This is a genomic window from Sphingomonas sp. MMS12-HWE2-04 (genome assembly GCF_044881185.1).
Lineage (GTDB): Bacteria > Pseudomonadota > Alphaproteobacteria > Sphingomonadales > Sphingomonadaceae > Sphingomonas.
Genome location: NZ_CP173254.1, coordinates 1,730,732 through 1,756,506, shown reverse-complemented (window position 1 = coordinate 1,756,506; position 25,775 = coordinate 1,730,732). Strand labels below are relative to the sequence as shown.

23 protein-coding genes are annotated in these 25,775 nt (G+C 67.1%); 14 read left to right on the top strand and 9 right to left on the bottom strand.

What is annotated here, in order from left to right; translation table 11 throughout:
- Positions 1 to 152: 152 nt before the first annotated feature.
- The 9 genes from AB2M62_RS07830 to AB2M62_RS07790 all read right to left on the bottom strand — a co-directional run bounded on the left by AB2M62_RS07830 (position 153) and on the right by AB2M62_RS07790 (position 13,860).
- Positions 153 to 2,840 carry a valine--tRNA ligase gene (locus tag AB2M62_RS07830; protein ID WP_404339131.1) on the bottom strand — a complete coding sequence of 896 codons (2,688 nt, stop codon included), beginning with the start codon at positions 2,838 to 2,840 and terminating at the stop codon, positions 153 to 155.
- Between the two features lie 80 nt (positions 2,841 to 2,920).
- Positions 2,921 to 4,984 carry a prolyl oligopeptidase family serine peptidase gene (locus tag AB2M62_RS07825; RefSeq protein WP_404339129.1) on the bottom strand — a complete coding sequence of 688 codons (2,064 nt, stop codon included), beginning with the start codon at positions 4,982 to 4,984 and terminating at the stop codon, positions 2,921 to 2,923.
- Between the two features lie 48 nt (positions 4,985 to 5,032).
- Positions 5,033 to 5,491, bottom strand: a complete 459-nt coding sequence (locus AB2M62_RS07820; RefSeq protein WP_404339127.1) for a DUF2497 domain-containing protein — start codon at positions 5,489 to 5,491, stop codon at positions 5,033 to 5,035.
- Positions 5,492 to 5,528: 37 nt separating this feature from the next.
- Positions 5,529 to 7,109, bottom strand: a complete 1,581-nt coding sequence (locus AB2M62_RS07815) for a TolC family outer membrane protein (protein WP_404339125.1) — start codon at positions 7,107 to 7,109, stop codon at positions 5,529 to 5,531.
- 16 nt (positions 7,110 to 7,125) lie between these two features.
- Positions 7,126 to 7,809, bottom strand: coding sequence for a protein-L-isoaspartate O-methyltransferase (locus tag AB2M62_RS07810; RefSeq protein WP_404339123.1), 684 nt, complete (start codon positions 7,807 to 7,809; stop codon positions 7,126 to 7,128).
- A gap of 450 nt (positions 7,810 to 8,259) precedes the next feature.
- Entirely contained in the window at positions 8,260 to 9,672 is a 1,413-nt protein-coding gene (locus tag AB2M62_RS07805; RefSeq protein WP_404339121.1) for a Ppx/GppA family phosphatase, read from the bottom strand.
- Positions 9,673 to 9,760: 88 nt separating this feature from the next.
- Positions 9,761 to 11,908, bottom strand: coding sequence for an RNA degradosome polyphosphate kinase (locus AB2M62_RS07800; RefSeq protein ID WP_404339119.1), 2,148 nt, complete (start codon positions 11,906 to 11,908; stop codon positions 9,761 to 9,763).
- 45 nt (positions 11,909 to 11,953) lie between these two features.
- Positions 11,954 to 12,559 carry a chromosomal replication initiator DnaA gene (locus tag AB2M62_RS07795; RefSeq protein WP_404339117.1) on the bottom strand — a complete coding sequence of 202 codons (606 nt, stop codon included), beginning with the start codon at positions 12,557 to 12,559 and terminating at the stop codon, positions 11,954 to 11,956.
- Positions 12,556 to 13,860 (bottom strand): heavy-metal-associated domain-containing protein, encoded by a 1,305-nt coding sequence (locus AB2M62_RS07790; RefSeq protein ID WP_404339115.1) that lies wholly within the window; start codon positions 13,858 to 13,860, stop codon positions 12,556 to 12,558. The genes AB2M62_RS07795 and AB2M62_RS07790 overlap by 4 nt, the downstream gene beginning before the upstream one ends.
- Before the next feature lie 60 nt (positions 13,861 to 13,920).
- Here AB2M62_RS07790 and purM point away from each other — a divergent pair, with 60 nt between their 5' ends.
- The 14 genes from purM to accD all read left to right on the top strand — a co-directional run bounded on the left by purM (position 13,921) and on the right by accD (position 25,651).
- Positions 13,921 to 15,015 (top strand): phosphoribosylformylglycinamidine cyclo-ligase, encoded by a 1,095-nt coding sequence (gene purM / locus AB2M62_RS07785; protein ID WP_404339113.1) that lies wholly within the window; start codon positions 13,921 to 13,923, stop codon positions 15,013 to 15,015.
- Entirely contained in the window at positions 15,008 to 15,577 is a 570-nt protein-coding gene (gene purN / locus AB2M62_RS07780; RefSeq protein ID WP_404339111.1) for a phosphoribosylglycinamide formyltransferase, read from the top strand. The genes purM and purN overlap by 8 nt, the downstream gene beginning before the upstream one ends.
- On the top strand, positions 15,562 to 15,930 hold the full coding sequence (locus tag AB2M62_RS07775) for an MmcQ/YjbR family DNA-binding protein (RefSeq protein WP_404339109.1): 369 nt from the start codon (positions 15,562 to 15,564) through the stop codon (positions 15,928 to 15,930). The genes purN and AB2M62_RS07775 overlap by 16 nt, the downstream gene beginning before the upstream one ends.
- Positions 15,931 to 16,019: 89 nt before the next feature.
- Positions 16,020 to 16,211 (top strand): hypothetical protein, encoded by a 192-nt coding sequence (locus AB2M62_RS07770; RefSeq protein ID WP_404339107.1) that lies wholly within the window; start codon positions 16,020 to 16,022, stop codon positions 16,209 to 16,211.
- A gap of 43 nt (positions 16,212 to 16,254) precedes the next feature.
- Positions 16,255 to 16,950, top strand: a complete 696-nt coding sequence (locus tag AB2M62_RS07765) for an endonuclease/exonuclease/phosphatase family protein (RefSeq protein WP_404339105.1) — start codon at positions 16,255 to 16,257, stop codon at positions 16,948 to 16,950.
- Entirely contained in the window at positions 16,950 to 19,244 is a 2,295-nt protein-coding gene (locus tag AB2M62_RS07760; protein WP_404339103.1) for a patatin-like protein, read from the top strand. Before AB2M62_RS07765 ends, AB2M62_RS07760 begins: the two co-directional genes overlap by 1 nt.
- Positions 19,245 to 19,663: 419 nt before the next feature.
- Positions 19,664 to 20,338 carry an orotidine-5'-phosphate decarboxylase gene (gene pyrF, locus AB2M62_RS07755; RefSeq protein ID WP_404339101.1) on the top strand — a complete coding sequence of 225 codons (675 nt, stop codon included), beginning with the start codon at positions 19,664 to 19,666 and terminating at the stop codon, positions 20,336 to 20,338.
- A 12-nt stretch (positions 20,339 to 20,350) separates the two neighbouring features.
- Positions 20,351 to 21,052: a lysozyme inhibitor LprI family protein gene (locus tag AB2M62_RS07750; protein ID WP_404339099.1), complete on the top strand. Its 702-nt coding sequence runs from the start codon at positions 20,351 to 20,353 to the stop codon at positions 21,050 to 21,052.
- A 44-nt stretch (positions 21,053 to 21,096) separates the two neighbouring features.
- Positions 21,097 to 21,606 carry a GNAT family N-acetyltransferase gene (locus AB2M62_RS07745; protein ID WP_404339097.1) on the top strand — a complete coding sequence of 170 codons (510 nt, stop codon included), beginning with the start codon at positions 21,097 to 21,099 and terminating at the stop codon, positions 21,604 to 21,606.
- Positions 21,606 to 22,235, top strand: coding sequence for a phosphoribosylanthranilate isomerase (locus tag AB2M62_RS07740; RefSeq protein WP_404339095.1), 630 nt, complete (start codon positions 21,606 to 21,608; stop codon positions 22,233 to 22,235). Before AB2M62_RS07745 ends, AB2M62_RS07740 begins: the two co-directional genes overlap by 1 nt.
- 87 nt (positions 22,236 to 22,322) lie before the next feature.
- A complete protein-coding gene (gene trpB / locus AB2M62_RS07735; RefSeq protein WP_404339093.1) occupies positions 22,323 to 23,564 on the top strand; it encodes a tryptophan synthase subunit beta in 1,242 nt (413 codons plus the stop codon).
- 76 nt (positions 23,565 to 23,640) lie between these two features.
- The gene (locus AB2M62_RS07730) at positions 23,641 to 23,988 is read left to right on the top strand and encodes an endonuclease domain-containing protein (RefSeq protein WP_404339091.1); all 348 of its coding nucleotides are present in this window, start codon (positions 23,641 to 23,643) and stop codon (positions 23,986 to 23,988) included.
- A complete protein-coding gene (gene trpA, locus AB2M62_RS07725; protein WP_404339089.1) occupies positions 23,985 to 24,794 on the top strand; it encodes a tryptophan synthase subunit alpha in 810 nt (269 codons plus the stop codon). Before AB2M62_RS07730 ends, trpA begins: the two co-directional genes overlap by 4 nt.
- Entirely contained in the window at positions 24,791 to 25,651 is an 861-nt protein-coding gene (gene accD / locus AB2M62_RS07720) for an acetyl-CoA carboxylase, carboxyltransferase subunit beta (protein WP_404339087.1), read from the top strand. Before trpA ends, accD begins: the two co-directional genes overlap by 4 nt.
- The last annotated feature ends 124 nt before the right edge of the window (positions 25,652 to 25,775 follow it).

Sequence of the window (25,775 nt, the reverse complement as noted above, 5' to 3'; positions counted from 1 at the left end):
GACCCCTCCCCCTTCGGGTTTGTTCCTCACATTACGTCATCCCCGCGAAAGCGGGGACCCATCCCAGGGAGAAGCCAGGCGTACCACAGCGCTAGTACGGTTCGGCCCGCGCAGGAGATGAGCCCCCGCTTTCGCGGGGGTGACGGTTAGGTTCACCCCAGCCGCGCCAGCGCCGCGGAGAGGCGTTCGGCCTCGGCGGCCTTTTCCGCATGATCGGCGCGGGCCTTTTCGACCGCTTCGGGCTTGGCGCGCTCGACGAAGCTCGGATTGTTCAAGCGACCGGCGAGCCCGTCGCGCTCCTTCTCCGCCGCGGCGATCGCCTTGGCGAGGCGCGCCTTCTCGGCTGCGATGTCGACCACATCGCCCAGCGGGACCACGAAGGTGGCCTCGTCCACGACGATCTGAAGCGAACCGCCTGCGGGGACTTCGCCCGCTGCCTGATCGACGCGCGCAAGCCGGGCAAGCGCCGCCTGCTGACGACTGAGGCGGCCGACGGTGTCACCGGAAGCGTCGCGGACGAAGATCGGCAGGCGCGCGCCCGGCGGCACGTTGAGTTCGGTGCGGGCGGCGCGTATTTCGCTCACCAAGCGGATCAGCCAATCGACTTCCTGCGCCGCTGCCGGATCGAGCGAGCGGGCATCGGCCATCGGCCAGTGCGCGACGATGATCTCATGGTCGCGCACGCCGAGCTTCGACCACAGCTCCTCGGTGATGAACGGCATGAACGGGTGGAGCAGGACGAGGATCTGATCGAGCACCCAGCCCGCTACCGCGCGGGTCTCGTCGGCTGCGGCGCCGGTGGCGGGGGCGCCGTCGGCCTGGATCACCGGCTTGATCAGCTCGAGATACCAGTCGCAGAAACGCGACCAGGTGAACTGGTAAATGGTATTCGCCGCCTCGTCGAAGCGCAGATCGGCGAGCGCGAGATCGAGCGCCTGCACCGTGGCGACCGTCTCGGCGATGATCCAGCGGTTGACCGCGAGTTCGGCGGCGGGCGGCTCGAGCGTGGTCGAGGCGGCAATGCCATTCGACTGGCAGAAGCGCGCGGCGTTCCACAGCTTGGTCGCGAAGTTGCGATAGCCCTCGATCCGGCGCTCATCCATCTTGATGTCACGGCCCTGGCTTTCCATCGCCGCCATGAAGAAGCGCAGCGCATCGGCGCCATATTTGTCGATCAGCCCCAGCGGATTGACGACATTGCCCTTGGACTTGGACATTTTCTGCCCGTCCGCCGCGCGGACGAGGCCGTGGAGGTACAGCGTCTTGAACGGCACTTCCTTGAGGAAGTGCAGGCCCTGCATCATCATGCGGGCATCCCAGAAGAACAGGATGTCGAAGCCCGAGATCAGCACGTCATTGGGATAGCGGCCCGCTGCCTTCACATCGGCATCGGGCCAGCCCATCGTCGCGAACGGCCAGAGCGCCGAGGAGAACCAGGTGTCGAGGACGTCGCTGTCCTGGGTGAGCGCAACGCCCTCCCCGGCTTGTGCCTGCGCCTCTGCCTCGCTCTCAGCGACATAGATGTTGCCATCCTCGGCAAACCAGGCCGGGATGCGATGCCCCCACCAGAGCTGACGCGAGACGCACCAGGGCTGGATGTTCTCCATCCAGTCGAAATAGGTCTTTTCCCAGCTCTTGGGCACGATCTTGGTTGCGCCCGAGCGGACCGCCTCGATCGCCGGCTTGGCGAGCGTCGCGGCGTCGACATACCATTGATCGGTCAGCCAGGGCTCGATCACGTCGCCCGAGCGATCGCCGAACGGCGTGGCGATCGTCCGCGGCTCGGCGTCATGCTCCTCGCCGTCCTTGTCGACATGCGGGATCAGGAAGCCTTCTTCCTTCAGTCGCGCCACCACCAGCTTGCGCGCCTCGAAGCGGTCAAGGCCGAGCAACGCTTCGGGAATCAGTCCGTCCGAGGTCTGGGTGATGCGGGCCTTGGCGTCGAGCATGTTGAGCATGTCGCGCGCCTCGATCCCGGCGCGGCGGCCGACCTCGAAATCGTTGAAGTCATGGCCTGGCGTGATCTTGACTGCGCCCGATCCAAGCTCGGGATCGGCATGATCGTCGGTGACGATCGGGATCAGCCGCCCGGTGATCGGCAGCCTGACCTGCTTGCCGACCAGCGCAGTGTAGCGCTCGTCGCTGGCGTTCACCGCCACGGCCATGTCGGCGAGCATCGTCTCGGGGCGCGTGGTTGCGACCTCGATGAAGCCCGAGCCGTCGGCGAGCGGGTATTTCAGATGCCAGAAGCTGCCCTTGACGTCCTTGGTCTCGACTTCGAGGTCGCTGATCGCCGTGCCGAGGCCCGGATCCCAGTTCACCAGGCGCTTGTCGCGATAGAGCAAACCCTGTTTGTGGAGCTCGACGAACACCTTGAGCACGGCTTTCGAGAAGCCCTCGTCCATGGTGAAGCGCTCATTGGCCCAGTCCATCGAGCAGCCGAGGCGGCGGAGCTGCTGGGTGATCTCACCCCCGCTCTCTTCCTTCCATTCCCAGACCTTCGCGACGAATTCCTCACGCGTAAAGTCGGTACGCTTCTGTTGCTGGGCGTTGAGCTGGCGCTCGACGACCATCTGGGTGGCGATGCCGGCGTGATCGGTGCCGACCACCCAGCGCGCATCCTTGCCCTTCAGCCGGGCATGGCGGACCAGAATGTCCTGCAGCGTGTTGTCGAGCGCGTGGCCGATATGCAGGCTGCCGGTGACGTTGGGCGGCGGATTGACCAACGTCCAGGGATCGGCGCCGGGCCGCTCCGGGGCGAACAGGCCCTGCGTTTCCCAATGGCCATACCAGCGGGATTCGATTTCGGCGGGGTCGAAGGTCTTGGGAAGTTCGGACATGGCGCGCGCTTAGCGCGTTGTCCGTAACGCGCACAAGCCATCGTCATCCCGGCGGAAGCCGGGACGACGATTGACGGGAGTTATTTCGCCGCCGGGGATCCCGCGTCCGCCTTGCCGGTATATTTGCCCAGCCAGCCAAGCACTTCGCCATACCATTGCAGCGAGTTCTTGGGTTTGAGCACCCAATGGTTCTCGTCGGGGAAGACGAGCAGTTTGGATTCGATCTCGCGGCGCTGGAGCGCCGTGAAGGCAGCGATCCCCTGGGTATAGGGGATGCGGAAATCCTTTTCCGAGGTGATCACCAGCTGCGGAGTCTTCCACGAGGCGACATGGTTGACCGGGTTCCACTTCTCGAAGGCGGCAGGGTCCTCGAAATAGGCCTTGCCGCCATGTTCCCACTCGTCGAACCACAGCTCCTCGGTCTCATAGGCCATGGCGCGGGCGTCGAACACGCCGTCATGCTGGACGATGCACTTGAACCGGTCGGGCCACTGGCCCTCGATCCAGTTCATCATATAGCCGCCATAGGAAGCGCCGAGCGCGCAGGCATTGTTGGCGTCGAGATAGCCGAATTTGGCGGTCGCGGCGGCAAGACCCTTTTGCAGATCCTCGAGCGGCCAGCCGCCCCAATTGCCGCGGATCGCGTCGGTGAAGGCCTGGCCATAGCCGGTGGAGCCGTGGAAATCGACGGCGACCACGCCGTAGCCGGCGCCGGCGAACACCGCCGGGTTCCAGCGATAGGACCAGCTGTTGTTGCTCGATCCCTGCGGGCCGCCATGCACGATGAAGGCGATCGGGGCCTTCTTGGCCTCGGCCAGGCTGGCCGGGCGCACCGAATAGCCCCAGACGGTGTCGTTGTTGGCGCCGGTGAAGCTGAACCGCTCGACCTTGGGAAGGTCGATCCCGGCGAGCTTCTCGGCGTTGACCGAGGTCAGCCGCGTGCTGATCTTGCCCTTGAGCCGATAGAAGTCATCCGGCGCGGTGAGGCTGTTCATCGCATAGACCAGCCCGCCCTTGATCGGCACCACCGCGCTGACATTGCCGAGCTGGGTCAGCCGCGCGACCTTGCCAGTTTTGGGATCGACCGACCAGATCGGGTTTTCCTGCGTGTCTTCGGCCGTGACGTAGATCGTTTTCGAATCCGGCGACCAGGCGATCGAGGCGACCGAACGGTCCCAGCCCTGGGTCACCGCCCTGGTCTCGCCGGTGGCGAGGTTGCGCAGCTGGAGCACCTGGCGGTCGGCCTCATAGGTCGGCCGCGCCATCGCGAACCAGGCGAGCCACTTGCCGTCGGGCGAGACGGTGGGGAGATTGTCCATCCCCTCATTGGCCTTGGTGAGGTTCACCGGCGCCGAGGAACCGTCTGCCGGGGCGGCGAAAATGTCGAGATTGGTGGATTTGGACTCGATCCGCCCGGCCTCGCGCAACGCGAAATAGACGGTCTTGCTGTCGGCTGACCATGCAAGCTCCTCGCCGCCGCCCATCGGCTTGGACGGGCTGTCGCCGATCAGGCCGCCTTCGATCGCCACGCCGCTGCCGGTCGCGCCCTGGGGGCCGAAGGGCAGCACGAAGAGCTGCGAGCGCTCCCCGTTCGACCAGCTATCCCAGTGGCGCACGAAGAGCTGCTCATAGGTGCGGCCCGAGCCCGCGTTGGGGTCTTTCTTGACCTGGGGCAGTTCGAGGCTGGGCGCGCCGGGCTTGCGGTCGGCCCAGACGAGCAGCTTGGTGCCGTCGGGTGAGACCTTGAAGCCGCTGAACCCGCCGGGGATGTGGCTGAGTTGGGTCGGTGTGCCGCCGGTGACGGCGACGCCCCATACGGCATCCTCGCCGCCCTTGTCCGACTGGAACCAGACCGTCTTTCCATCGGCGGAGAATTGCGGGGCGGTTTCGTTGACGTCGGTCTCGGCGACGAGCTTCTCGGGCTTGGCGTCCTTCGCTGTCAGATCGAGGCGCCAGAGGTCGTACCGCCCTTTATTGGCGGCGAGATCGGTCTCGCGCTGCTGCCAGACGAGCCAGTGGCCGTCCGCCGAGACGGCCGGGGCGCCAACGCGCGAGAGCGTGGCGACGTCCTGGATAGTGAGGTCTCGTGCCGCAGCAGGCACAGCGAAGGCGAGCGCAACGCCCGCAAGCAGGAAAGGCTTCATGCGCCCAGATAAGCAGATGGTGACGAGCGATACAATCGCCCGTCCGGATCAGCTTCCGCGGGTGATCCGGGCGATCTCGCGGGCGACCATCGATTCGACGATCTGCGGCAGATTGCCGTCGAGCCAATCGCGCAGCATCGGCTTGAGCAGCTCGCGCACCAGCCCTTCGAGCGTGTCCGATCCGGCGACCTCGGGCTTGACCACCATGCGCGACAGCGCCTCGAGCGGGCCGCGCGTGGCTTCGGCGATACGGTCCGACAGGATCGGCTCGGGCGCGGCGGCGACAGCCGGCGCAGGCGCGCGCGGCGGTGCTGCCGGGGCGCGGGCGACGGGATCGCTCAGCTCGAGGACTTCCTCAGGCTCGGCTTCGGGCTCGGCAGGCGTCGGCGCGGCGGGACGGCTGCGGCGGGTGCGCGACGCAACCGCGCTCTCGCCTTCCTCGGCGATGATGCGCTTGATGGAGGATAGGATCTCCTCCATCGAAGGCTCGGTACTGATGTCCCCCATAGCCAGCGCGTCTCCTAGAGCTGTCCAGGGCAGCTCATCACGGATTTGTCCTAGTGCTGTCAACGGGTCGTTGCAGGATTGGGTCCATCGAGCCTGCCGAGACGTCCGCGCCCTGGGCCGGCGTGCCGCGAGTCGGCGTGCCGACTGCCTTGGGCTCGGGATCGTCGCTCCAATCGCCCCAGCGGCCGCGGACGCGCTTGTAATTGGCCTCCGGATCGTAGAGCGGACCACCGTCCAGCGCGAGATCCTTGGCCTCGGCGCGGCCCATCGCGGCAAGCAAAGTAAAGCCCGCGACATAGGCGTCGCGCTCGGCCGTGACATATTGGACCTGCGAATTGAGCAGTTCCTGTTCGGCGTTGAGGATGTCGAGGATGGTGCGCGTGCCGACGCTGTTCTCGGCGCGGACGCCCTCGAGGCTGAGCTTGTTGGCATCGACCGCGACGCGCGACGATTCGATCACGCGCAGCGAGCTCTGATAGCCGGCATAGGCTGAGCGGGCCTGGGCGATCACGCCGCGCTCCGTAAGCGTGACCTGCTCGATCGCCGCTGCCTGGCGCGCCTGTGCCTGGCGGACCTGCGCGGCGGGACGGCCGCCCTGGAACAGCGGCACGCTGAGCTGGGCGCCGATCGTGGTCGACAGGCCGTTGCCGCTCGCCCCCTGCGCCGCTGCCGCAGCGGGGATCGAGCCGAGATAATTATAATAGCTGCCCCCTACCCCGACGCTGACCGTCGGCAGGCGGCCGGCGCGTGCGACGCTCACGTCGTAACGGCTGGCATCACGGGCGAGCTGCGACGCTTCGAGAAAGGGATTGTTGGCGAGCGCGGTCTGCTCGGCGGTCTCAGGATCGGTCGGCAGATTGGGCAACGCCGGCGGCTGGGCGAGCACGCCGGGGGGCGAACCGATCACGCGGATATAGGTTTCGCGCGCCCCGATCAGCTGCGCCTCGGCGGTGCGCAGCTGGCTTTGCGCGATGGCGAGGCGTGCCTCGGACTGAGCGACGTCGGTGCGGGTGAGATCGCCGACTTCGAACCGGTCGCGCGTCGCCTGGAGGTTGACGTCGAGGACGTGGACGTTCTGCTGGTTGAGCCGGACCACCGCCTCGAAGCGCAGCACGTCGACATAGGCCGTCACCACCTGGGTGAAGACGTCCGATTCGGTGCCCCGCAGGTTCGCCTGGCCGGCCTCGACGCGGGTCTTGGCCGCCTTGACCGAGTTGCGCACCGATCCGCCGCTGAACACCGGCTGCGACAGATTGATGCCGAGCTGGCCCTGGCGGGTCGGCGAGATCGTGTTGGCGTCGCTATCGTAGAGGCTCTGGTTGATCGAGCCGGTGCCGTTGGCGCCGGGAAGGCCCTGCGAGCGCGCGATCGGCACATTTTCGTCATTGGCGCGCTGGTTGGCGCGCTCGCCCTGCAGATCCGGGTTGGTGTTATACGCTTCAACCAGCGCGTCGCGCAGCGTCGTCGTCGGCTGCGGCGCCTGCGCAACCGGGGCCGGAGTCGCGGTCCGCACGACCACGCGTGTCGAAGTGCCTTGCCGAGTTGTCGTGGTCTGCGCAGCGGCAGGCACGGCGAGCGCGGTGAGGCTCACGCCCAGGATCACAGAATTGAAGCGCATCCAGTCTCTTCTTTTGTCAGAAAGTGAAGGTCCGTAGGCGTCGGAAACCAGGCAGTTCAGCACATTCGATATCGGCGAAGTCGACGAGGCCAAAGCCCCCTTGGGTGCGGCGGCCCGAAGCGAGGCGGGTCACCCCGCGATCGAACACCCCCGAAACGATGCGACCATCGGGACGGAGCTGGTCGACGAGCGCGGCAGGCAGCTCCTCGGCAGCACCATCGACGACGATCAGGTCATAGGGTCCACCCTGCGCCCACCCGGCCGCGAGCGGCCCCTGGACGAGTTCGACCTTGGGCTCGCCGGCCAGCGCGCCACGGGCGATCGCCAACAGCGATTCCTCTTCCTCGAGCGCGACCACCGACTGGACAAGCGGCGCGAGCACCGCCGCGGTGTAGCCGCCCGCCGCGCCGACCAGCAGGACGCGATCCTCGGCGCGGAGCTGCGCTTCGGTGATCAGCCGCCCGGTGGCGAGCGGCGAATTGTGCTGGCGGCCGCCGATCAGCGGCAGCAGCGTGTCGCGATAGGCGATCGCACGATGTTCGGGCGGCAGAAAGGCTTCGCGCGGGACCCGCGCCATCACTTCGACCACGCGCGGGTCGTTGACGGCGTTGGTCCTGAGCTGGCTAGCCACCATCGCATGGCGCATCGCTTCGAAGCGGGTCGCTTCGACGGGCGCGGAATTGACCGAAAGAGCCATCATCACTCCGGCTTTGTCGCACAGCCGTGTTAGCTGTGCAATACACTTGTTGCAGATGCTGCGCTTCTATCGCGGTGCAGCGGGATCGCCAAGCGAGACCGGTACGATTTTGCAACGGTGATGCCGGGATGCCGCAGCAGAGCCCGGCGAAAGGTCACAAAGGTCCCGCTTGCGGGGCGCGCAATGGCAGCTCGGTTGACAAACTTGACACAATTCGAGGGTTTTTGAGGGCGAGGCGCCGGCGACGCTGCGCAGAAGCGCCTGCGACGCGCCTATCGGGCGCCTGCGGGGCGACGGCGACGCGACAGTGGCGCACCTGCGATGCGCAATCTGCGCGCCGGCAACGCCCCGCTTTGGCGACGGGAGACGCCGAACGATCCGGGCTTACCGTTTCAAAGAGCCGCGAGAGACTGGCAGAAAGGGCCGTTGTAGGACAGCGTCGAACTTCGAGCGTCAGACCTCGAGCACCGGCACCTTGCCGAAGGCCGCCGCCAGCGCCTTGTGGCGCTTCTCGACGGCCTCGCCGTAGAGCGCCTCATCGGAGGGTTCGAGGAGGAGCGCGAGCGCGCCGTCTTCGAGCGCGAGGCGCGAGCGCTTGAGCGGGGCGGCAACGCCGCCGCTCAGCCGCTGGCCGAGCCGCATCGCGAGGCCCCACAGCTTGGCGCGGTGGAGCAATTCGGGGCCGGCAAGTCGTCCGAGCGGGTGGGGACTGTCCATCGCGCCGCCCAGCGAGGTGTAGAGCGCCTGCGCGACCAGCGCGCGACCCGCGGCATCGACCCCTACCCAATTGCCGTGCAGCCCGATCTCCATGCCGCGTTCGGCACGGAATTCCGGGTTCGCGCGCCAGCCGACATCGGCGAGCAGGCAGGCGGCGTGGCGCAGCCGCGCAAGCTCGGGCGCGTCGCGCGCGAAGATCGGCGCGATCCACGCTTCGAGCAGATCGCCATGTTCGGGGAAACGGCCATGGCGGCGCGCCTCGTCATGCGCGGCGACGATCAGCGGATCCTCGCGACGCTGCGCCGCCGTCAGCCGCTGGAACAACAGCCCCTCGCGCAGCCCATAGGCCGACGCGATCGCAGTGCTGCTGCCGAGCTGGCGGAGCACGCTCGACAGCAAGGCGGTGGCGTCGCCGAGCGTCGGCACGCGCGCGCTCGACAGATCGGGCACCGATTTGAGCTCGGACTTGGAGATATCGGGGATCGTGCGGTGAAGCTCGCCGATCCGATCGAGCGGCAGCGGATATTGATGGACGATCGGCAGCGGATAGCCCGACATGTGCATGTCGAGCTTGGCAAGCGAGCGCCACGATCCGCCGACCAGATAAAAGGGCAGCCCCTTGCCGCGCCCCTTCCAGCCGGCATCGTCGATCAGCTTGACGACCTGGCGATCGAGCACGCCCTTTCCCTGGGCGCGGATCGCGCCGAGCCGCAGCACGCCGAGCGGGAAGGACACGCGATCGGTGACCGTGCCGGCGACGACGCGGACCAACTCCAGGCTGCCACCGCCGAGATCGCCGACAATGCCATCGGCATCGGGAATGCCAGATAGCACCCCCATGCCCGAGGCCATCGCCTCTTCCTCGCCCGACAGAAGCTCGACTTCGAGCCCCATCGCCTTGGCTGCCGCCATCAGCGCGCCGCCGTTCGAGGCATCGCGCACCGCGGCGGTAGCGACCGTGCGGAGCTCGTCGACGCGCATCTCGCGCGCCAGGGCGGCAAACCGCGCCAGCGCGCCCTGGGCGAGCGCAAGGCTGGCCGGCTCGATCGCGCCGGTCTGCGCAAGGCCCTTGCCTAGGCCGGCCATCACCTTCTCGTTGAACAGCGTCGCCGGGAGGCGCGCGGGCCCCTGATAGACGACCAGGCGCACCGAATTGGACCCGATATCGATGATGGCGACGCGCGGCTCGGGATTGGCATGGTCCGCGCGGCGGGGTGTTCGGGCAAGTGCGATGGGATCAATCCGTCTTCTTGGCGCTGCGCCGCCGCTTGAGCGACAGCTTGGGCACGGGCTTGCGCGATTCGAGTGCGGCGCCGCGCCCCGACAGCGAGGGGTTGGTCATGAAATAGCGATGGAGGTTGAAGCGCCCCTCACCTTCTTCCGGGTGCACGCGGGCATATTTGCCATCGGGCTGAAGCCGCCAGCTCTGTTCGTTGTCGAGCAGATTGGCGACCATGACCTGATCGAGCACCTGATCGTGGACGGTATTGTTGAGGATCGGCAGCGCGAATTCGACTCGGCGATCGAAGTTGCGCGACATCCAGTCCGCCGAGGAGATGTAGAGCTTGGCGCCGCTGCCGGGCAGTCCCTTGCCGTTGCCGAACGCCCAGATCCGGCTGTGTTCGAGGAAGCGCCCGACGATCGATTTGACTCGGATCTTGTCGGACAGCCCGGGAACGCCGGGGCGCAAGCAGCAGATGCCGCGGATGATCAGCTCGACTTCGACGCCCGCGGTGCTGGCCTCATAGAGCTTCTCGATGATTGCGGGATCGACCAGCGAATTCATCTTGGCCCAGACCGCGCCAGGCCGGCCGGCACGAGCATGGGCGATCTCGTCGTCGATCAGCGCCATCAGCTGGTCGCGCAAGTCGCGCGGGCTGATCATCAGCAGTTCGAGCCCGGCGGGTTCGACATAGCCGGTGACGTAGTTGAAGATCTGCGCGGCATCGCGGCCGATGCGCGGATCGGCAGTGAAGAAGCTCAGATCGGTGTAGATACGCGCCGTGACCGGGTGGTAATTGCCCGTGCCGAAATGGCAGTAGGTGCGGAACTGCCCGCCCTCGCGGCGCACCACCATCGAGACCTTGGCATGGGTCTTCCAGTCGATGAAGCCATAGACGACCTGGACGCCGGCGCGCTCCAGCGCGGTCGCCCAATAAAGGTTCTGCTCCTCGTCGAACCGCGCCTTAAGCTCGACCACCGCAGTGACCGACTTGCCAGCCTCGGCCGCGGCGATCAGTGCGTTGATCACCGCGGGCTGCTTGCCGGCGCGATAGAGCGTCTGCTTGATCGCCACGACATCGGGATCGGCGGCAGCCTGGCCGAGGAACGAGAGCACGACGTCGAAGCTCTCATAGGGATGGTGGACAATGATGTCCTTGGCCTTGATCGCCGCGAAGCAATCGCCGCCATATTCGCGAATCCGCTCCGGGAAACGCGCCGAATAGGGGGTGAATTTGAGTTCGGGCCGATCCTCGTCGACAAGCATCGAGAGATCGCCGACGCCGAGAAAGCCGCCGGTTTCGGTGAGCAATGCCTCGCTGCCGCCGAGCTCTTCCTTGAGCACCGCCTCGAGTTCGGGGGCGATGCCGTCTTCCATCTCGAGACGGATCACCCTGCCCCGCCGCCGCCGCTTGATCGCCGAGCGGAAGGTGAGGACCAGATCCTCGGCCTCTTCCTCGATCTCGATATCGCTGTCGCGCAGCACGCGGAACGCCGCCGATCCGCGAACGTCGTAACCGGGGAACAGCAAGTGCGAGAAGCGCTTGAGCAGCGTCTCGACCGCGACATAGCGCGCCGGCAGACCCGGAAGCCGGGCAAAGCGCGGCATCGTCGTCGGCAGCAGCACCAGCTCGCGAATCGGCTCATGGTCCGACCGACGGACCAGATCGAAGATCACGCTCGATCCCTGATTGGGGATGAACGGGAACGGATGCGCCGGATCGAGCGCCTGGGGCGTCAGGATCGGGAAGATCTGCTCGCGGAAATGTTCCTGCAGCCAGTCATGCGTTTCGCCTTCGATCGCATCGGCTTCGAGGACGTGAATGCCGGTTTCGTCGAGCTCGGCGCGGATGTCGTTCCACACGCTCTGCTGGCTGTCCGCCAGGATTTCGGCCTCGGCGGAGATCGCCGCGAGCTGCTGACCCGGCGTCATGCCGTCGGCCGAGCGTGCCTCGATACGCTGGAGCTGCTGCCCCATCAGCCCGGCGACGCGGACCATGAAGAATTCGTCGAAATTCGATCCGGAAATCGAGAGGAAGCGCAGCCGCTCGAGCAGCGGGTGTGCCGGGTTGCACGCCTCCTCCATCACGCGGCGATTGAACGCCAGCCACGACAGTTCACGATTGAAATAACGCTGGGACGCATCGGCCACAGTCTCGGCCATCGAAACTCCTTCCGGGGCGCGGATCTTCGCTGCCTTGGCCATCGGTTAGCCGCCGTTCGTTTCGGTTAAGAGACCAGTGGCCTCGAGAGAGGATTTGACCATCGGGATCGACAGGCGCTCCCCCGAAACGGTCTCCAGTGCGTCGGCAACGCGCAGGACCGCGACATGGCTGCGTTCGATCCGCCTGGCGATCCACGCAATCACTTCAGGACGCGTGTGGAGCAAGTGGCGCGCAAAGGCGTGCTCGATGAGTTGTGGGAGCAGCGCATCGTCTGGCGGGCCGATCTCGAGCAGCGGCGAGGCGGCGAGGCGCGAGCGCAGGTCGGGCAGCTTGACCTGCCATTCGGGCGGCGCGGCCTCGGCGACGATCAGCAGCGGGCGGCGATCCTGCTGCGCCTGGTTCCAGGCGTGGAAGACGTCGGTCTCCTTGGCGCGATCGGCGTCGTCGAAGATCCGCCCGCCGGTCTTGGCGGCGAAGATGCGCGCTAGCAGGCTGCGGCCCGACTTGCGCGGACCGACGAGCAGCGCCGCCATCACCGGCCAGGTCGCCCAATGTTCGAGCTGGTGGATGGCGCGCGCATTCGATTCGCCCACCAGGAATTCCGTCTCGCACGTCTCGGGAAGTCCGAGCGGCAGGCGCAACTGGCTCATTGACCGGTCGGGGCGCCCGCGCCTTGCGGCGTCGGCTGGGGTATGGGCGCCGGCGCCGTGCCACTGCCGCCGCCAGTGCCGCGGCGGATGCGGAGCACCCCGGCGCCTTCCTGGACCTGCCAGCCGCGCGCTTCGAGCGCGGCGCGCAGTGCGGCCTGGCCGCCGGCATAGTCGACGCGCGTCAGCGAAATGCCGCCCAGCGCCAGGCTGGTGGTCACCGCCGAGCGCACGCCGGGCACGCCGCGAATCGCCGATTCGGACGCAGTCAGCGCGCCGACATTGGGGGTCTCGACCTGAACGGTAAGCGTTGGCGCAGTGGCGGTGGTGGTCGAGTCCTCGGGAATCGGCGTCGCATTGGCGATGGCGGCAGCGGCGGCAGCCTCGGCCGCGAGTTGCTCGGGGGTCTTGGGCACGGGCGGATGCGCGACGAGCAGCCGATCGGTATGGAGCAGCCCGCCGGCCAATGCCTGCTGATAGGCCTGGTCGATCCGCTGGATGCCGGCGTCGAGCAATCCGTCGAGCGCATCGCCATTGTCGACGCGCAGCGCGAAGCTGGTGATCTTCTGGCGATCGGGACCGTGCATCGCCGCGAACACTGCGACGACCGGGCCGCCGGGATAGTCGCGACGGATCTGGACCTCGGCGATCAGCACGTCGGACGCGCCATATTGATCGAGGATCGTGCGCCACCAATTGCGGCCGCGGCGCAGCGTCTGGCCGGCATTGACCAGCAGCGCATCGGGACCGGTGCCCTGAAGGCGGACATAGTCGATCGTGCTGCCGCCGCTGCGGAAACGGTTCCACGCGCGCGCCCAGGCAGTCTCGCGCTCATAGACGCGCCCCACCCCGCCCGAATATTCGAGCGGGACGATCAGCATCGGCGGCGAACGCGTCACCGCGGTCGACACGCCGAGGATCGCGCCGGCCTTGCCGCGATCGAACAGCACGCCGAGCTTAGCGATATAGCGCGACGGGCCGATCTGCTCGCGCTCGACGACGATGCCGTTGACGATGGCATCGAGCGCCGAATCGCTCAGCGTCGATTTCTTGCCAGTGAGCCGCTGCGACAGCATCTCCCAGCCCTTGCGTTGCGCCAGCCGCCAGCCGCCCTGGCGCGCGGCGTCGGCGGTGGTCGCTTTGATGTCGACATCGACCCCCGACACCTCGAAGCTGCCCGAGCCGTCGATCGGCACGGCGCTGCCGCCCTGCCCCGCACCCTGCGCAAAAACGCCGCCGGCCGCACTCGCAATCGCGAGCGCGCTGGCCAATCCGATGGTCAGGGAAAAGCGGGACAGCTGCATTCGTGGCCCTTTTGGCGAAGCGGGCGTGGAAATCCAAGCGCGGAATGGCTAGGGGGCGCCATGAGCAAGACGCAAGGCTATACCTACGCCCAGGCGGGCGTCTCGATTGCAGCCGGAAACGCGCTGGTGCGCGCGATCGGACCGCTGGCTAAATCCACCCGTCGCCCAGGCGCCGACGCCGATCTTGGCGGCTTTGGCGGTCTGTTCGACTTGAAGGCGGCGGGGTTCACCGATCCGCTGCTCGTCGCGGCGAACGACGGCGTCGGCACCAAGCTGAAGCTGGCGATCGAGCATGATGCGCATGACGGGGTCGGCGTCGATCTGGTCGCGATGTGCGTCAACGATCTCATCGTCCAGGGCGCCGAGCCGCTATTCTTCCTCGATTATTATGCCAGCGGCAAGCTGGTGCCGGGTACCGCCGAGCGCGTGATCGCCGGAATCGCCGACGGCTGCCGCCAGGCCGGCTGCGCGCTGATCGGCGGCGAGACCGCGGAGATGCCCGGCATGTATGCCGAGGGCGATTATGACCTGGCCGGCTTCTGCGTCGGCGCGGTCGAGCGCGACCGCTTGCTCGACGGCAGCGCGATTCGCCCGGGCGACGTGCTGCTCGGCCTTGCCTCGAACGGCGTGCATTCGAACGGCTTCTCGCTGGTTCGCCGCCTCGCTGCCGACAAGGGCTGGAAGCTCGATCGCCCGGCGCTGTTCGACCAGGACGTGATCCTGATCGACGCGCTGATGGCGCCGACGCGCATCTATGTCGCCAGCCTGCTCCCCGAGCTGCGCAAGGGCACCATCCGCGGCCTGGCGCACATCACCGGCGGCGGGCTGCTCGAGAATATCCCGCGGGTGCTGCCGCAAGGGTGTCACGCGAATGTCGATGCCGCCGCGTGGCCGCAGCCGCGGCTGATGGCGTTCCTGCAGGCGCAGGGCAATATCGAGCCCGAGGAAATGGCGCGGACCTTCAATTGCGGGATCGGCATGGTCGCGGTGGTCGCCGCCGACCAGGCCGAGGCGGTGTCGGCAGCGCTGACCGCCGCAGGCGAGAGCGTGTTCGCGATCGGCAGCGTGGTCGAGGGCGAGCGCGGCTGCACCGTGTCCGGCGCGACCGAAACGTGGAGCGCGCGCAGCGACTGGTCCGCCACGCATAATGGCTAAGCGCAAGCTAGGCATCCTGATCTCGGGCCGCGGATCGAACATGGCGGCGCTGGTCGAGGCGGCGCAGGCGCCGGATTGCCCCTATCAGGTCGTGCTCGTCGCCAGCGACAAGCCCGAAGCGCCGGGCCTGGCCTGGGCGCGCGAGCGCGGCGTCGCGACCTTCGCGCAGAGCCCCAAGGGCATGCCCAAGGCAGACTATGAAGCGGCGATCGACGCTGCGCTGCGCGACGCCGGCGTCGAGGCAATCGCGCTCGCGGGCTATATGCGGCTGCTCTCCGACAATTTCGTGCAGGCCTGGCACGGGCGGATCGTCAACATCCACCCCTCGCTGCTGCCCAAGTACAAGGGCCTCGACACCCATGCGCGTGCGATCGAGGCCGGCGACAGCCATGCCGGCGCGTCGGTCCATATCGTCACCGAGGAGCTGGACGGCGGCGAAGTGCTCGGTCAGACCGAAGTGGCAATCGAGCCTGGCGACTCCAGCGACAGCCTCGCGGCGCGGGTGCTGATCGAGGAACATCGCCTCTATCCCCGGGTTGTCGCGCAATGGCTGAACCGCTGAACCCGCTCGACCAGGTCCGCACTCTCGCACTCGATCTGCCCGAAACCGAAGAGCGGCCGAGCCACGGCCAGCCGACCTTCTTCGTCGCGGGCAAGATGTTTGCCCAGTTTCGCGACGACCATCACGGCGACGGCCGAACGATCGTGGCGGTGAAGACCAGCGATGCCGAAGAGGCGCGCATGCTGATCGAGGCGGCGCCGGAAACCTATTCGCGTGTCGCCTATTTCCGCGCCGAATGGGTCGGCGTTTCGCTGGCCGTCCCGGATACCGACTGGACGCAGGTCGGCGACCGTATCGCAACAAGCTGGGAGCTTGCCGCGCCGCGTCGCCTGCTCGAAGCAGGCGGGCGCTGAAAATCGGGATATTTTCCAGTGCTGCCGAGTTGGGTTGCCAAACTCCGGACGTGGTGGAGTGAGGTCACAAAAGACAGGAGAGCGCGGAGATGATCGCGCCGCAACAACCCGAAAGCACGCCAGGGGTTGCCACTGCCGAACAGGGTCTGGTGATGCTCGACGGGCCCGATGGGGTCGCAGTCTCGATGACCCCCGAAGCTGCCGATTTGACCGGCCGCAGCCTGATCGAAGCTGCGAAGATCGCGGCCAGCCAGCACGGCGGGGAGGCCGAATCGAGCTGACCCCCTTGCCCTCTCCCCCTCTGCCCCGCGATAAGGGGCCCGCATGATCAAGGTCGCCAGCTACAATATGCGAAAGTCGATCGGCACCGATCGGCGGCGGCGGCCCGAACGAACGCTTCAGGTGCTGTGCGAAGTCGGCGCCGATGTGATCGCGCTCCAGGAGGCCGATCGCCGGTTCGGGACGCGCGAAGCCGTGCTCACCAGCCATTTGCTCGCCGAACATGGCGACTGGAAGCCGGTGTTGTTCGGCATGCGCGCGCGATCGATGGGCTGGCATGGCAATGCCCTGCTCGTTCGCAAGGACGCAGAAGTCCTCGATTGCGAGGCGATCCATTTGCCCACGCTGGAACCGCGCGGCGCGGTGATGGCCGATATTCGCCTGCGCGGCGAGGTGATCCGCGTCGTCGGCATGCATCTCGATTTGTCGGGGCTATGGCGCCGGCGCCAGGCCGCAACGATCATCGCGCACCTTGCCGCGAGCACGCACCAATATCCCACAGTGCTGATGGGCGACCTCAACGAATGGAGCGCGCATGCCGGGGTGCTGCGCGATTTCGGCCAGCATTTTCGCTTCGCCGACACCGGCAAGAGCTTCCACGCGCGCCGCCCGATGGCGCGGCTCGACCGGATCATGGTCTCGCACGATCTCGCCGTCGAGGAAGCGGGCGTGCATGCCAGCCTCAGCGCGCGTAACGCCTCCGATCATCTGCCCGTCTGGGCAACACTTCGTCCCGCTTGATGCACGAACCCCGCGACAAGGAATTGCGGCTCGCGCTGGTCTGCTATGGCGGGATCAGCCTGGCTGTCTACATGCACGGGATCACCAAGGAGATCTGGCGCCTTGCCAAGGCGAGCTGCGCCGCGCGCGAGGGCGAGCCCGGCAACGGGGTCTACCGTGCGCTGCTCGACGAAATCCGCGAGACCAGCGGCATCAATCTGCGCGTGCTGGTCGATATCCTGTCGGGGGCCAGCGCGGGCGGGATCAACGCGATCTTCCTGGCGCAGGCGATCTCGACCGGCCAGTCGCTCGATCCGCTCACCGACATGTGGATGGACCATGCCGATGTCGAGGCACTGATCGAGCCGCGCCAGGCGCCGGCGCACCGCTTTGCCAAGATGTGGGCGACGCCGATCGCCTGGCTGGTTGCCAATCGCAGCAAGACGATCGACGAGACCGTCGAAGCGAGCGCGCGCGAGGAAGTCCGCCACAAGCTGGAGCGCTTCGTCCGCTCGCGCTGGTTCGAGCCGCCGTTCGGCGGGAAAAGACTGCTGAACACGCTGATGGATGCGTTCGAGGCGATGGCGGAAGGCCCGGCCTATCGCCGGCTGCTGCCGCAGGGCCAGCCGCTCGACCTGTTCGTCACCGTCACCGATTTCCGTGGCCATGCCGAGGAGTTGCGGCTCAATTCGCCGCCGCGCGTCGTCGAAACCGAACACCGGCTGGTCTTCTCCTTCACCGATCACGGCACGGATGCGCGGCCGTTCGCACAGGTGCCCGAGCTCGCCTTTGCCGCGCGCGCGACGTCAAGCTTCCCCGGCGCCTTCCCGCCCTTCTCGATCGACGAGATGGACGAGTTGCTCGAGGAGCGGGGCAGCAGCTGGCCCAGCCGCGACACGTTCCTCGAACATGCGATGCCCCAGCAATGGGCGAACAATCGCGGCAAAGATGCGGTGCTGATCGATGGATCGGTGCTGGCCAACGCGCCGTTCCGGCCCGCGATCGATGCGTTGCGCGAACGCCCGGCGCGCCGTCATGTCGACCGCCGCTTCGTGTTCATCGATCCCTTCCCCAATTTCCGTTTCGACTTTTATGGCGGCGCGCAGGAGAAGCCGGGCTTCTTCCAGACGATCATCGGATCGCTGTCCGAGCTGCCCCGCGAGCAGCCGATCCGCGACAATCTGGAGGCGATCGCTGGACGCTCGGACCGGATCGAACGGATGCTGTCGATCATCGGCGAGATCCGAGCCGAGGTTGAAACCCAGGTCGAGGCGCTGTTCGGCTACACGCTGTGGCTCGATTATCCGACGCCCAAGCGGCTCGCCACCTGGCGCCGCCGCGCCCAGGTCGCCGCCGCCGCCAAGGCAGGATATGGCCACACCGCCTATGGACTGCTCAAGGTCCATGGCACGATCGATCGCACTGCGAGGCTGCTCCATGCGATCGGCGACCGCCACGAGCCCGAGCGGCTGCGCGCGATCCGCGAAGCGCTGACCCATGCCGTCCAGGCGCGCGGCGGCGACCGGTTCGGCGCGACGCTGTCGAACGGCGCCAGCCCGCAGACGCTGGATTTCCTCCGCTCGCACGATCTCGGCTTCCGCATCCGCCGCCTGCGGCTGCTCGCACGGCGGCTTACCGAGATCGACATGCCGAGCTCGCACGCCGCGCTGCTGCCGATGCGCGAGGCGATCTACGAATCGCTGGCGACCTATCTCGAGCTCAAGCGCTCGGACACCTATGCCGATCTGCGCGATACGATCCGCACGATGACCGACGATGCCGGACCGATTCTCGACCAGCTCGCCGAGCGGATGCAGCTGCGCGCGCTCGACGCGGCGACCGATGCGCGGCTCTCGGACGGGTTCAGCGCGCTCTCCAAGGAGCTGCGCCGGCCGCTGCTCCTTGCGCATCTCGGCTTCCCGTTCTTCGACATCGCGACGCTGCCGCTGCTCCAGGGCGAGGGCATGGACGAGTTCGACCCGATCCGTGTCGACCGCATCTCGCCCGACGACGCCACTTCGATCCGCAAGGGGGGCGCCGAGGCGACGCTGAAGGGCATCCAGTTCAACAGCTTCGGGGCGTTCTTCAGTCGCGCCTATCGCGAGAACGACTATCTCTGGGGCCGCCTCCATGGCGCCGAGCGGCTGATCGACATCGTGCTCTCCTCGGTGCCGCCCGAAGACCGGCTTTCCGACGAGCGCATCGCCGCGATCAAGCGCGCGGCCTGCCACGCGATCCTCGACGAGGAAGAACCGCGGCTTGAGGCGATACCGGGCCTCTTCGCCGAACTGCGCGGCGAGATCGGGCCGCGCTGATCCTCGCTGGGAGGGGAGGAAAGATCGCCCAATCGCCGACTGGCCAATCCGGCGCGCCCGCCTTAAGGTCCGGCAACGTCGAATTTCGGAAGGGAGACGCATGCGGTTTCTGAAGGTCCTGTTCTGGCTCCTTCTGGGCGGGCTCATCGCGGCCTTCGTGATCTATAACGGCGGCGAGCGCGTCTCGATGCGGTTGTGGGGCGGCCTGATCGCCGATTTCAGCCTGCCGCTGCTGCTGATCCTCGTCTTCCTGCTGGGCCTGCTGCCCTCGATGGTCGCCTATCAGACGCTGCGCTGGCGTTCGCGCCAGCGGCTTGCCGGTCTCGAGCGCGCGCTCGCCGATCTGCGCGCAGTCAACCTGGCGCCCGAGCCGCCGATCGAGACGCCGGCCCCGTCGCTGGCAATGGGTGACACCACCCATGAGCACGCCGATCTATGTCGCGCTCGACACGCCGGACCTCGACCGCGCCAAGCAGCTTGCCCAGCGCGTTCGCGGGCATGTCGGCGGGATCAAGCTGGGCCTCGAATTCTTCATGGCCAATGGCCGCCACGGCGTCCGCGAGATGGCCGAGATCGGGCTGCCGATCTTCCTCGATCTCAAATTTCACGACATCCCCAACACCGTCGCCAAGGCAATCCAGGCGCTGGGCCCGCTCGAGCCGGCGATCCTTACCGTCCACGCCGCCGGCGGCCGCGCGATGCTCGAAGACGCCAAGGCTGCGGCGTCGGCCGGCACCAAGGTCGTCGCGGTGACCATGCTCACCAGCCTCGATGACAGCGACCTGACTTCGATCGGGATCAACGGCGATCCGCACGAGCAGGTGCTGCGGCTGACCGAACTCGCCAAGTCGGCGGGCGTCGACGGCATCGTCTGCTCGGGCGAGGAAGTCGCCGCGGCCAAGACGCTGTGGCACGACGGTTTCTTCGTCGTCCCCGGCGTGCGCCCCGCCAATGGCGTGATCGGCGACCAGAAGCGCGTGGTCACGCCGCGCAAGGCGCTCAATTCGGGGGCGTCGATCCTTGTCATCGGCCGCCCGATCACCCAGGCCGAGGATCCCGACCAGGCGGCGCGCGCAATCGAGGCGACGCTATAGCAGGAGGCGAACATGGTGCGGAGTGCAGCGTTCGGATTGCTCGGCGTGCTCGCATGGTTCGGCCTTCCTGCCTCCGCCCCGCCCCAATCCGCCAGCTTCGCTTGCGCCAAGGCCAGCCATCCGCTCGAGAAGACGATCTGCGCCAGCGCGAATTTGGCGAGGCTCGATGGCGAGGTCGCCGCGCTGTATCGCGCCAAGCTGGCCCAGATGTTCGACAAGGAGGATTTCCGCGCCCAGCAGCGCAACTGGCAGCAGATCCTGCGCTTGCGCTGTGCCAAGACGTGCGATCCCGCTACGGTCGAACGTGACTATGTCCAGCAGCGCGATGCGCTGCGCGCCTTTGGCGACGAGACCTGGGAGGCGAGCTACAAGACCGCCGATGTCGCGACGCTGACGATCCGCCACTTGGATGCCCGGCAATTCGGCTTCACCTTCGTCCGTGACCGCGGCGACGAGTTGCTGTGCAAGGTGCCGGCGGACGACAGCGCCAACGACCCCGATGTGGGCGGCGTCGCCACGATTGTCTCCCCGGTATCGGCAAGCTGGGCCTCGGGCTCGTGCAAGCTCTCCTTCAAGCTGACTCGCGACAAGACGGGTCATGTCACGCGGATTGACACCGCCGCCACGCAGTCCTGCAGGCGCTATTGCACCGGCGGCTATGAACTGAACGACGTCTTCCTGCCCGCGAACAACTGGGTCGCGGGCAACCAATAGCGCGCCTCTTGCCAAAGCCGGTGCAGCGTCCGAGAGAGCGCGCCATGCCCGACAGCCTGACCATCCGCGTCGCCACGCTCGACGACCTGCCTGCGCTACACCCGGTGATCGAGCGCGCCTATCGCGGCGAGACCGCGCGCATAGGCTGGACGCACGAAGCCGATCTCGTCCTCGGCCCGCGCACCGACATTGCGACGCTGGCGGCGATCGTCGGCGAACCCGCCCAACGGCTGCTGATCGCGCTTCTCGGTGACGTCGCGATCGGCTGCGTCCAGGTGAGCGACAAGGGAGAGAGCCTCGCCTATCTCGGCCTGCTCTGCATCGACCCGACGCTCCAGACCGGCGGCCATGGCAAGCAGTTGGTCACCGCCGCGGAAGACGTCGCCCGCGAGGAATTCGGCGCGCGCCGGATCGAGATGACCGTCATCGACGTCCGCCACCGGCTGCTCGCCTTTTACGAGCGCCGCGGCTATCGCATTTCGGGCGAGAAGCGTCCCTTCCCGATCGTGCTCGATCCGCCGCTGGTGATGGACGTGCTGGTCAAGGATTTGTGATGCCGGTTACCGCCAAGATCTGCGGCCTGTCGACGCCGGAGACGCTCGACGCGGCGATCGCGGGGGGCGCCAGCCATGTCGGCTTCGTGTTCTTCCCGCCCTCTCCGCGCAATGTCGGGTTCGAGCTGGCGCGCAGCCTGATCGCGCGCCTGCCCTCGCACGTCGAGCCGGTCGGCGTGTTCGTCGATCCCGACGAAGCCTTGATCGCCGCGGCGCTGGCGAGCGGAATCCGGATCGCACAACTCCACAAGACTGCGCCCGAGCGCGCTGCCGCGATCCGGACCCGCGTGCCGGTCTGGGCGGCGGTCGCGGTCAAGACGCGTGCCGATCTGGCCGCGGCCGCCGCCTATCGCGGCGCGGCGGATCGCATCCTCTATGACGCCAAGACGCCGGATGCCGCGGCCCTTCCCGGGGGCATGGGGCTGCGTTTCGATTGGAAGCTGCTCGAGAACATTCCCCAGCCGCTGCCCTGGGCGCTGTCGGGCGGGCTCGACGCCAGCAATGCCCGCGAGGCGGTGGCGGTCACCGGCGCGCGGCTGGTCGACGTCTCCTCGGGCGTCGAAAGCGGGCCGGGCGTCAAGGATGTTGCCAAGATCGCGGCATTCCTCCAAGCGGTGGCGCAATGTTGAGGCTCTCCGCTCCTGTCCGCGTCGGATTTCGATGGCGTTGATCGCTTGCCCGAAGCCAGCGACCACCTTCGAATTCGCGAGACCCCTATGACCGACACTGCCACTTTGCCCAATTCACTGCGCAACCTGCCCGACGAGCGCGGCCATTTCGGCCAGTTCGGTGGCCGCTTCGTTGCCGAGACGCTGATGCCGCTGGTCCTCGACCTGGAGCGCCATTACCGCGCCGCGCAGGCCGATCCGGCCTTCCAAGCGCAGTTCGACGACCTGCTCGAACATTATGTCGGGCGCCCGAGCCCGCTTTATTATGCGGAACGGCTGACCGAGGCGCTGCGCGAGAACGCGCCCGAGGGCATGGGGGCCGAAATTTGGTTCAAGCGCGACGAGCTGAACCATACCGGCGCGCACAAGATCAACAATTGCATCGGCCAGATCCTGCTGGCGATGCGCATGGGCAAGACGCGGATCATCGCCGAGACCGGCGCCGGGCAGCACGGCGTGGCCACCGCCACGGTATGCGCGCGCTTCGGCCTGCCCTGCGTCATCTATATGGGCGCGACCGACGTGGCGCGGCAGCAGCCCAACGTGTTCCGTATGAAGCTGCTCGGCGCTGAAGTCATACCGGTGACGAGCGGGGCGGCGACGCTGAAGGACGCGATGAACGAGGGGCTGCGCGACTGGGTCGCGAACGTCCACGACACCTTCTACATCATTGGCACCGCCGCTGGCCCGCACCCTTATCCCGAGCTGGTTCGCGATTTCCAAAGCGTGATCGGCAAGGAAGCGCGCGCGCAGATGCTGACCCGCACCGGCAAACTGCCCGACCTGCTCGTCGCGGCAATCGGCGGGGGCAGCAACGCGATCGGGCTGTTCCATCCTTTCCTCGACGATGCCGATGTCCAGATGCTGGGCGTCGAGGCGGCGGGCGAAGGGTTGGACAAGCGGCACGCGGCCAGCCTCGCCGGCGGCGAACCGGGCATCCTGCACGGCAACCGCACCTATCTGCTGCAGGACGAGGACGGCCAGATCACGGAGGCGCACTCGATCTCGGCAGGGCTCGACTATCCCGGCATCGGGCCCGAGCACGCCTGGCTGCGCGACATCGGGCGCGTACGATATACCAGCGTGACCGACACCGAGGCGCTGGACGCGTTCCAGCTGCTGTGCCGGACCGAAGGGATCATTCCCGCGCTCGAGCCCAGCCATGCCATTGCAGCGGTGGCGAAGGTTGCGCGCGAAATGCCGCGCGACAAGGTCATCCTGGCGAACCTGTGCGGTCGTGGCGACAAGGACATCTTCACGGTGGCCGATGCTCTGGGGGTAGCGATATAGAGCCCTCTCCTCTTCAGGGGAGAGGGTTGGGAGAGGGGGATTGCGAGAACCGGTTCTGACGCAGAGAGCGCGAGCGATGCGGGCGACCGCCTCCGAACCGGAAACGCGCCTCTGGCTCGCTCTGAGGGCAAAGCGCTTTTCAGGCGTGAAGTTTCGCCGTCAGAAGGTTATCGGAAACTACATCGTCGATTTCGCCGCGCGCGGACCGATGGTCGTGATTGAAGTGGATGGAGATAGCCATGCGGGGCAGCAGAAATATGATGCGGCGCGAACTCGCTATCTCGAAGAGCAAGGGTATCGCGTGATCCGGTTTACGAATTCCGACGTGCTGGCGAACCTGGAGGGCGTTCTCGCAACGTTGGAAGCCTTTATCCAGCTTGCCCCTCTCCCAACCCTCTCCCCTGAAGGGGAGAGGGCTATATGAGCCGCCTTTCCACCGCCTTCGCCCGCGCCCGCGATGCGGGACGCGCGGCGCTGGTCACGTTCGTGACGGCGGGTGATCCCGCGCCGGGCGACAGTGCCGCGATCCTCGACGCGCTTGTCGTAGGCGGTGCCGATGTGATCGAGCTCGGGATGCCGTTCACCGATCCGATGGCCGACGGCCCCGCGATCCAGGCGGCCAACCTTCGCAGCCTCGCGGCCGGCACGCGCACTGCCGATGTGTTCGCGATCGCCACCGCGTTCCGCGCCCGACATCCGGCAGTGCCGCTGGTGCTGATGGGCTATGCCAACACGATGACCCGCCCCAACCCGGAGGCGTTCGCGGGGAAGGCGGCGGCTGCCGGAGTTGACGGGATCATCTGCGTCGATATCCCACCCGAGGAGGCCGACACGCTGGCGCCGTTCGGCGACTATGGCCTCGACGTCATCCGGCTCGCCACCCCGACCACCGACGCCGCGCGGCTCCCCGCGGTGCTCGATGGCGCATCGGGCTTCGTCTATTATGTTTCCGTCGCCGGGATCACCGGGCTCCAGCAAGCCGCGCAGGCCTCGATCGAGGACGCTGTCGCCAAGCTGAAGGCCGCGACCGACCTGCCGATCGCGGTAGGCTTTGGCGTGCGCACCCCCGAACAGGCAGCGGCGATCGGCGCCGTGGCCGATGGCGTCGTCGTCGGCTCGGCGATCGTCGAGCTGGTCGGCAAGCACGGCGCCGATGCGCCTGCTGCGGTCCGCACCTATATCCAATCCCTATCCGCGGCGCTGGGCGCCGCCCGCAAGGAAGTCGCATGAGCTGGATCAGCCGCGTCCGCAACGCCCTCGCCTATGTCACCACCAAGACCAGCGAGACTCCCGACAATCTCTGGCACAAGTGCAAGGGTTGCGGGACGATGGTGTTCTCCAAGGAGCTCGAGGACAATCTCTATGTCTGCCCGACCTGCGATCATCATGAGCGCATCGGGCCGGCGCTGCGTTTCCAATATCTGTTCGATCCGGGCAGCTACACGGTGCTGTCGAGCCCGAAGGTCGCCGACGATCCGCTCAAGTTTCGCGACCAGAAGCCCTATCCAGCCCGGCTCAAGGCGGCGCGTGCCGCGACCGGCGAGCCCGACGCGTTTCTCAATGCGCAGGGCACGATCCTGGGCCACCGCGTGGTGATCGGCGTCCAGGACTTCGCCTTCATGGGCGGATCGATGGGCCAGGCGGTGGGCGAGGCGTTCATCGCCGGGGTCGAGGCCGCGATCGCGGCGCGCACGCCCTATATCGTGTTCACTGCCTCGGGCGGCGCGCGCATGCAGGAGGGCATTCTCAGCCTGATGCAGATGCCGCGCACCACGGTGGCGATCGAGATGCTTCACGATGCCGGGCTGCCCTATATCGTCGTGCTGACCGATCCGACCTCGGGCGGCGTGATGGCGGCCTATGCGATGCTCGGCGACGTCCAGATCGCCGAGCCGCGCGCGACGCTGGCCTTCACCGGCCGCCGCGTGATCGAGAACACGATCCGCGAAAAGCTGCCCGACGACTTCCAGACCAGCGAATATTATCGCGAGCACGGGCTGGTCGACATGGTCGAGCATCGCAAGGATCTGCGCGACGTTCTCGGCCGGCTGATCGGCCTGCTCTGCCCCGCAAAAGTGGCGGCGTGAACTGATTTAACCCCTCCTTTCAAGGGCGGGGCAAGGTGGGTGTGTGGCGGGCGGAGGCGGCTGCCTCGGCCGTCGTTATTTTGACGAGGGTGACGGCAATGAGTCTTTTGGGCGCGCAGACGCG

What these genes read in the sequence shown, in the direction of transcription:
- AB2M62_RS07830 (WP_404339131.1), bottom strand. Translation starts at nt 2,840, where the DNA reads ATGTCCGAACTTCCCAAGACCTTCGACCCCGCCGAAATCGAATCCCGC.
- AB2M62_RS07825 (WP_404339129.1), bottom strand. Translation starts at nt 4,984, where the DNA reads ATGAAGCCTTTCCTGCTTGCGGGCGTTGCGCTCGCCTTCGCTGTGCCT.
- AB2M62_RS07820 (WP_404339127.1), bottom strand. Translation starts at nt 5,491, where the DNA reads ATGGGGGACATCAGTACCGAGCCTTCGATGGAGGAGATCCTATCCTCC.
- AB2M62_RS07815 (WP_404339125.1), bottom strand. Translation starts at nt 7,109, where the DNA reads ATGCGCTTCAATTCTGTGATCCTGGGCGTGAGCCTCACCGCGCTCGCC.
- AB2M62_RS07810 (WP_404339123.1), bottom strand. Translation starts at nt 7,809, where the DNA reads ATGATGGCTCTTTCGGTCAATTCCGCGCCCGTCGAAGCGACCCGCTTC.
- AB2M62_RS07800 (WP_404339119.1), bottom strand. Translation starts at nt 11,908, where the DNA reads ATGGCCGAGACTGTGGCCGATGCGTCCCAGCGTTATTTCAATCGTGAA.
- AB2M62_RS07795 (WP_404339117.1), bottom strand. Translation starts at nt 12,559, where the DNA reads ATGAGCCAGTTGCGCCTGCCGCTCGGACTTCCCGAGACGTGCGAGACG.
- AB2M62_RS07790 (WP_404339115.1), bottom strand. Translation starts at nt 13,860, where the DNA reads ATGCAGCTGTCCCGCTTTTCCCTGACCATCGGATTGGCCAGCGCGCTC.
- purM (WP_404339113.1), top strand. Translation starts at nt 13,921, where the DNA reads ATGAGCAAGACGCAAGGCTATACCTACGCCCAGGCGGGCGTCTCGATT.
- purN (WP_404339111.1), top strand. Translation starts at nt 15,008, where the DNA reads ATGGCTAAGCGCAAGCTAGGCATCCTGATCTCGGGCCGCGGATCGAAC.
- AB2M62_RS07775 (WP_404339109.1), top strand. Translation starts at nt 15,562, where the DNA reads ATGGCTGAACCGCTGAACCCGCTCGACCAGGTCCGCACTCTCGCACTC.
- AB2M62_RS07770 (WP_404339107.1), top strand. Translation starts at nt 16,020, where the DNA reads ATGATCGCGCCGCAACAACCCGAAAGCACGCCAGGGGTTGCCACTGCC.
- AB2M62_RS07765 (WP_404339105.1), top strand. Translation starts at nt 16,255, where the DNA reads ATGATCAAGGTCGCCAGCTACAATATGCGAAAGTCGATCGGCACCGAT.
- AB2M62_RS07760 (WP_404339103.1), top strand. Translation starts at nt 16,950, where the DNA reads ATGCACGAACCCCGCGACAAGGAATTGCGGCTCGCGCTGGTCTGCTAT.
- pyrF (WP_404339101.1), top strand. Translation starts at nt 19,664, where the DNA reads ATGAGCACGCCGATCTATGTCGCGCTCGACACGCCGGACCTCGACCGC.
- AB2M62_RS07750 (WP_404339099.1), top strand. Translation starts at nt 20,351, where the DNA reads ATGGTGCGGAGTGCAGCGTTCGGATTGCTCGGCGTGCTCGCATGGTTC.
- AB2M62_RS07745 (WP_404339097.1), top strand. Translation starts at nt 21,097, where the DNA reads ATGCCCGACAGCCTGACCATCCGCGTCGCCACGCTCGACGACCTGCCT.
- AB2M62_RS07740 (WP_404339095.1), top strand. Translation starts at nt 21,606, where the DNA reads ATGCCGGTTACCGCCAAGATCTGCGGCCTGTCGACGCCGGAGACGCTC.
- trpB (WP_404339093.1), top strand. Translation starts at nt 22,323, where the DNA reads ATGACCGACACTGCCACTTTGCCCAATTCACTGCGCAACCTGCCCGAC.
- AB2M62_RS07730 (WP_404339091.1), top strand. Translation starts at nt 23,641, where the DNA reads ATGCGGGCGACCGCCTCCGAACCGGAAACGCGCCTCTGGCTCGCTCTG.
- trpA (WP_404339089.1), top strand. Translation starts at nt 23,985, where the DNA reads ATGAGCCGCCTTTCCACCGCCTTCGCCCGCGCCCGCGATGCGGGACGC.
- accD (WP_404339087.1), top strand. Translation starts at nt 24,791, where the DNA reads ATGAGCTGGATCAGCCGCGTCCGCAACGCCCTCGCCTATGTCACCACC.